This is a genomic window from Mesorhizobium sp. M1066 (genome assembly GCF_040318635.1).
GTDB lineage: Bacteria > Pseudomonadota > Alphaproteobacteria > Rhizobiales > Rhizobiaceae > Mesorhizobium.
In genome coordinates this window covers 1-6,339 of the sequence record NZ_JAMYMR010000086.1, presented here as the reverse complement: position 1 = coordinate 6,339, position 6,339 = coordinate 1, and the positions used below count along the sequence as shown (strand labels likewise).

Below are 6,339 nucleotides of genomic sequence, written 5' to 3'. Positions count from 1 at the left end.
CACGCGGCAGCGTTCCCTCCCCCTTGTGGGGAGGGTTAGGGTGGGGGTTCTTCTTCGCAAGAATCCATATGCGATAGCCCTGCCCGCAAGGGGGGGAGATCAGCCAATTCTACTGCGTCAGCCGCGTGTTGTTCGGCCGCTTGTTGAAGTCGCACTTGCCGGTGACGTTGTAGAAAAAGTCGGCGTTGCCGACAGGCGCCGGAACCGAGTTGCCGCCGTCTTCCCAGGCCTGGTAGCCTGTCGAGCCACAAGGCACGAGGCCAAAGATGTCAACGATCTGGCCGGTCGCCATTTCGGCCAAGGGGATGTCCGCGCTTGTCGAGCTGTAGAGCCGGTTGGACGTGGCCGGATCGTTCGAATAGAGGTTTTTCGGGTTGCCCGATGGCACGTTCATCTGCAGATAGAGGCTGGCCATCTGGCTGACGTCGATTGACGCACCAGAGGTGCTGCCGGCAGCCATTGTGTCCACACAGTAATATTTCGTGCCAGACTGATCGGTGTTGAGCGTAACCCCGGTTGGCGGGTTTTTGCCGACCTTGCAAACCTGCGTCTGGACCACCGTGGGAACGCCCAGACTGTCGATCTTGCTGACGGTGGTGGTGCCGTAACCTTTGGGATCCGTGCCGCCGCCGTATTTGTAATCGATCGTCATCAGAGGCTTGCCCGCTGCGGCACCGAACATCGTGCCGTAGAGCGTCATTGTCTTGTTCCAGTAACCCGACACGCCGGTGACCTTGAATGTAGCCTCCACCAAAGCCGGCGTCTTGCTCACCGCCGACGAGACACCGACCGCCACCGTCGGGATCCTGGCGATCTGCATGAACACGGTCGGCATGGCGAAACTGGCCGAGGCCTGCGCGGTGGCGGTGCCGTTGGCGCTGACGTCGAAGCTGTTCAGCGTCGCCGCGCCCTGTCCGCCGTTTTCTCGGTAGGTATCCTGGAGCACCACCTGGCGTTGCGGCTTCGTCGAGGTCGTCTCCATCGTGGTGATCGACAGGATCGCGGCGTCGAGCGCCGCCTGCTCGGTCGACCTGGTCTGGACCGCGGAGGTGTAGTCGACGGAAAAGCCGATCGCGGTGATCAGCGGAATCATAGCGAGAACAAGTATCGGTGCGAACGAGCCGCTCCGCGACTCAATAAAACTGCCTGCAAGCCCCCGCATGCCTTCGTCCTTACAGAGATATTCCCCCCCGCTAACATGCCGTTCGCAAATTATGCTCTAATGGGCTTGGTTAAAATTTATCGATTTTTCGCGAAAAGCGCGAAAAAAGCGACAGGCGCCCGCGCTGCCTGCTCCGGCAAAGGCGCACAGCTTGCTCGGGCAAGCCACCCCTGCTAAACGCGCGCCATGAGCACGCCCCTCGACCACATCCGCAATTTCTCCATCGTCGCCCATATCGACCATGGCAAATCCACGCTTGCCGACAGGCTGATCCAGCTGACCGGCGGGCTGGAGCTGCGCGACATGAAGGAGCAGGTGCTGGACTCGATGGACATCGAGCGCGAGCGCGGCATCACCATCAAGGCGCAGACGGTGCGGCTGAAGTACCGCGCCAACAATGGCGAGGACTATATCCTCAACCTGATCGACACGCCCGGCCATGTCGACTTCGCCTATGAAGTGTCGCGCTCGCTGGCGGCCTGCGAGGGCTCGCTGCTGGTGGTCGACGCCTCCCAGGGCGTCGAGGCGCAGACGCTGGCCAATGTCTACCAGGCGATCGACAACAACCACGAGATCGTCGTGGTGCTGAACAAGGTCGACCTGCCGGCCGCCGAGCCCGAGCGCATCCGCGAACAGGTGGAGGAGGTGATCGGCATCGACGCCTCCAACGCCGTGCTGATCTCGGCCAAGACCGGGCTTGGCATTCCCGATGTGCTGGAGGCCATCGTCCACCAATTGCCGCCGCCGCGCGAGGGCGACGCCACAGCGCCCTTGAAGGCGATGCTGGTCGACAGCTGGTACGACGCCTATCTCGGCGTCATCGTTCTGGTGCGCGTCATCGACGGCGTTTTGAAAAAGGGCCAGACCATCCGCATGATGGGCACCGGCGCCAAGCACCTGGTCGAGCGCACCGGCGTGTTCACGCCGGCCCGCATCAATGTCGACGAGCTTGGCCCCGGCGAATTCGGCTTCTTCACCGGCTCGATCAAGGAAGTGGCCGACACCCGCGTCGGCGACACCATCACCGAGGACAAGCGCACCACGGCCAAGGCGCTGCCCGGCTTCAAGCCGGCGCAGCCGGTGGTGTTCTGCGGCCTGTTCCCGGTCGACGCCGCCGATTTCGAGGATCTGCGCGCCGCGGTCGGCAAATTGCGCCTCAACGACGCTTCCTTCTCCTTTGAAATGGAAACCAGCGCGGCACTCGGCTTCGGCTACCGCTGCGGCTTCCTTGGCCTGCTGCATCTCGAAATCATCCAGGAGCGGCTGGAGCGCGAGTTCAACCTCGACCTGATCGCCACGGCGCCCTCAGTCGTTTACCGGCTGGCTCTGACCGACGGTTCGATGAAGGAACTGCACAACCCGGCCGACATGCCCGACGTGGTGAAAATCTCGGCGATCGAAGAGCCATGGATCCGCGCCACCATTTTGACCCCCGACGATTATCTCGGCGGCATCCTGAAGCTTTGCCAGGACCGGCGCGGCATCCAGGCCGATCTCTCCTATGTCGGCAAGCGCGCCATGCTGATCTACGATCTGCCGCTCAACGAAGTCGTGTTCGATTTCTATGACCGGCTGAAGTCGATCTCCAAGGGCTACGCCTCCTTCGACTATCACCTCACCGACTACAAGGAAGGTGACCTGGTGAAAATGTCGATCCTGGTCAATGAGGAGCCGGTCGATGCGCTGTCCATGCTGGTGCACCGCACGGCGGCGGAAAAGCGCGGCCGGCAGATGTGCGAGAAGCTGAAGGAGCTGATCCCGAACCATCTGTTCAAGATTCCGATCCAGGCCGCCATCGGCGGCAAGGTCATCGCCCGCGAAACCATCTCGGCACTGCGCAAGGACGTCACCGCCAAATGCTACGGCGGCGACGTCTCGCGCAAGCGCAAGCTGCTGGACAAGCAGAAAGAAGGCAAGAAGCGGATGCGCCAGTTCGGCAAGGTGGATATCCCGCAGGAAGCGTTTATCCAGGCCTTGAAGATGGGGGATTGAGGCGGACTGCGTCCGCTTGTCTCGAAGAGTGAGGACCCGCTTGGAGCACAAAGCCCAACGTGATGTTTATTTCTTCGAGTCGCTCGACTAGCGAGTATCCGGTGCATACGGCTACAAGATCTGCAGAGCTTTCATCAGACCTCTATGTACAACGATCTTTTCAGTAAAATTTAGTTTGGCGTCAGGATTTGCGTGTCTAAAGATATGTGTACCTTGTCTGGCAACGTTTCCTATAACTGAGAAATAGAATAATGTCTGAAGGACGAAGTTTACATCCTTCGTTTTCAACCCGCCAGATTTAAGGTGGTTATTGTAGGCGTGCCTAAATTCGTCGACATCCAATATCCACTTTCGTATTTGAGAAATTATCGAAAAAATTGTGTTTATGTCTGGAATGAGCCCGTGGATCTCATCCAGAAGCTCGTCCTTGAGGTAGTTTGAATAGGACTTGTCCGCGTCTCGAATGACGTCCGGCTCGATACTCCCGCCGCCTCGATCAAGTTGCATTTCAGCACAAACCTGAAGATAGCGAATATAATCTCTAGGTCGGCCGTGGGTACTTCGAGATATGTACTCAAAAGACGGCGCGCTCTTGCGCCCGTTTGCGTACTGGACAGGGTCGCGGCCCATAACTGAATACCAGATAGATTCAAAGTCTGTTTCTTCGTGTCCTATAACCTTAGAAAGCCGATATGCGAGCATTTGCTTTATGTCGGAGTTATTCCACTCCAGGTCAAATTCAAAGTCTTTCCACTTATTTTTATCTGCATCTTGCAGTATGTCATAGATGTCATCGCGCAGAAATATTATCGGAAGTATCCCGCGAGTTGCCTTTCCAAAACGAGACTTTACGTCTTGAACTGCCTTAAAAAGGCTAGTTAGCAGGTCGATATACTCACTCCCCTTGTAAACCTCAAAAATATTTTTGTAGTCCTCATCCAGTTCATCAAAGAGCACATAGTAGGATGAATCGCCCACATTCTTTTCGAGAAAGGCTTCGAGATTTTCCACCTTGTCAGCCAATGAGTAGGCATTTTTCTTTTGAAACCAGTTCCCGAAATTGAATCCTGTGCCAAATATGGAAATTCCGACATCCCCGGCTACCCACCTTCCAATCAGCGCGTTCAAACTGTCGGAATTGACAGGCGGGAACGCCTTCCGAATGCGATCGCGGAGTAAAGGGTCGAGAGATCCGTCCGTTATCATCATCCGACAGACAAAGGAGTATATGATCAACTTCCAAAGTGTGATGTATTGATTTGGACGGGTAAATTGAGAATTTTCTTGCTTGTAGAGTTCATTGAATGGAAAATTCTTAAACGATAGCTTAGTTGCAAACTTGTGAGGCCGCTGAAGCTCTGATATATATTGAACTAGAGCAGTTTTCCCTGTTCCCTTACGCCCCACTATGTAGCAGGAGCCACCGCTAACTATTTCATCTAGCTGTCTTATGTTGAAAAAATACCTTTTTACGTCGTCCAATTTCGCTTCAAGCTTCCAGTCCTTTATTTCTTTTAAAATACTAATCGTTTTTTCCTTATCGACGGAAAATGCCGGACCTGTATATGGCGAATGGTCGCTTGAGGCGCGCTTCCTCGGAGAAATTGGCTTTGGGTCGGGTAATAATTCCACGTTAAGAGCCCGGGGCTTATCGCCTGAATTATCAACTGCGAATGTAACGGATAGTCCTTTTTTTAATATAGATGGATCGCATTTAACTGCGCCAATGTGAAAAAAGATGCTGGAAGCTAAATCTGGCGAATATATAAACCCAAACCCTCGATCAGCCATAAAAGCTGTTATCTTGCCGGCCGATCTAGTGCCTGATTCATTGACCATGATGATCCTGCCGCCCGCTCTGAGAGTGAAACCCCAACACAACACTGGCTCAGTGTCGGTGATTTTCGATCACGCTGACAGAAGGGGTAGTCATGTCACGAATGGAATGCAAGGATTTCAATCGGCATTGTTGAGCTACTGAAGCGAGCAACTCAACAGCGCTGCAGGACAATATCCGCAAGACAGGACAAACCCGCGCGGCGGGCGCCGCCGCTTAGCTGACTTGCATCTGGCCCCGTCCTTCGGCGCCTCGGGTGGCCGGCGGGGGTTCGGCTACTGCTTCACCGGCATTCGCGCCGGCATTTCTCGACCTATGGGTAGGGGGATCGCTTGGACCAGATCGCCCGCCGTGCGATGCCTCCTCGACATGACGCCGCACAGAGATCACCCTTTGAGGGCGGCTCGCCCTGAAGTATCCTCTCTCTGGCTTGGGGAAACATCACATGCGTTCCACTCTCGACACCGTTGCCGCGATCGGCCTCGCCATCGGCGGCGCTTTCGGCCTCGCCGGCACCTTCGTCGCCAGCGCCTCGCTGCGCGAAACACTCTGGACGATCGACGGCGTGGCCCTCGTGGTCGCGACCGCGCTGCTGACGATGAAATATCAGCGGCTGGGCAATGACTGTGTTGCGGCCGGCTTCCTGACCTTCCTTGCCGGCGAGAGCCTGCTACTGGCCGGCAATGCGGCCGGGCTGGAGGCCAGCGTGCCCTCCTATGTCGGCGGCATCTCGCTGTGGGCGGCCGCGCTGGTCATGGTCAGCGCACCGAAGACTTTCGCCGTGTGGATGCGGCTCCCTCGTGGCCGCCGTGCTGTTTGTCGTCTCGGCCGGCATGATCCTGTGGGGCGCGCCCTTGCTGCCGACCTCCGCGCCCCTGCCCGCCGCCGGCTACCCGTTTCTGGTGCTGACTTTTATCGGCTGGATCTGCACGCTTCTGAGGGCGGCGCGGTGAGCCTTTGTCTGCTTCCGTACCAAACGTCCGGCCTAGTTGATCGAGCATCACCGGAACGGTAAAAAATCCGGGCGGCGGACCTTAATCAGTTCGCCAGTGGCCGGCGCGGGCTCAGGCAACTGCCTCACCGGCATTCGCGCCGGCCATTTCCCAGGTGCAATTCGGCCAACGTTGGCGCCGCCCCTCATCTGCCGCCATCTTCTCCCCGTAAACGGGGCGAAGGACGCGGTGGTCGATGATTTCGCTAGTCGCCAACCTTGCAATGGAGGCGCCGGGGATGGCGCGGCTTGGTTCCTCGCCCCACGAAGTGGGCTAGGGGATGCACACATCTTTTGAGGTGGATGACTCGCTTTTGATTGGTTGTCTGGCGTTGGGATGTGATTCTGTTGGCGATG

Annotated in this window: 4 protein-coding genes; 2 read left to right on the top strand and 2 right to left on the bottom strand. The window is 57.1% G+C overall.

Annotated features, from left to right (window positions below):
• Positions 1-109 precede the first annotated feature (109 nt).
• On the bottom strand, positions 110-1,162 hold the full coding sequence (locus NKH52_RS35020; protein WP_352735886.1) for a TadE/TadG family type IV pilus assembly protein: 1,053 nt from the start codon (positions 1,160-1,162) through the stop codon (positions 110-112).
• 186 nt (positions 1,163-1,348) lie between these two features.
• Here NKH52_RS35020 and lepA point away from each other — a divergent pair, with 186 nt between their 5' ends.
• Positions 1,349-3,154 carry a translation elongation factor 4 gene (gene lepA / locus NKH52_RS35015; RefSeq protein WP_023813453.1) on the top strand — a complete coding sequence of 602 codons (1,806 nt, stop codon included), beginning with the start codon at positions 1,349-1,351 and terminating at the stop codon, positions 3,152-3,154.
• Positions 3,155-3,265: 111 nt separating this feature from the next.
• Here the strand turns inward: lepA and NKH52_RS35010 are convergent, their stop codons facing one another.
• Positions 3,266-4,993 (bottom strand): cold shock domain-containing protein, encoded by a 1,728-nt coding sequence (locus NKH52_RS35010; RefSeq protein ID WP_352735885.1) that lies wholly within the window; start codon positions 4,991-4,993, stop codon positions 3,266-3,268.
• Positions 4,994-5,436: 443 nt separating this feature from the next.
• Here NKH52_RS35010 and NKH52_RS35005 point away from each other — a divergent pair, with 443 nt between their 5' ends.
• A complete protein-coding gene (locus NKH52_RS35005) occupies positions 5,437-6,006 on the top strand; it encodes a hypothetical protein (RefSeq protein ID WP_352735883.1) in 570 nt (189 codons plus the stop codon).
• Positions 6,007-6,339: the final 333 nt, after the last annotated feature.

Bases quoted from the DNA above. Each gene is read 5' to 3' on its own strand.
- NKH52_RS35020 (WP_352735886.1), bottom strand. From the start codon at position 1,162: ATGCGGGGGCTTGCAGGCAGTTTTATTGAGTCGCGGAGCGGCTCGTTC.
- lepA (WP_023813453.1), top strand. From the start codon at position 1,349: ATGAGCACGCCCCTCGACCACATCCGCAATTTCTCCATCGTCGCCCAT.
- NKH52_RS35010 (WP_352735885.1), bottom strand. From the start codon at position 4,993: ATGGTCAATGAATCAGGCACTAGATCGGCCGGCAAGATAACAGCTTTT.
- NKH52_RS35005 (WP_352735883.1), top strand. From the start codon at position 5,437: ATGCGTTCCACTCTCGACACCGTTGCCGCGATCGGCCTCGCCATCGGC.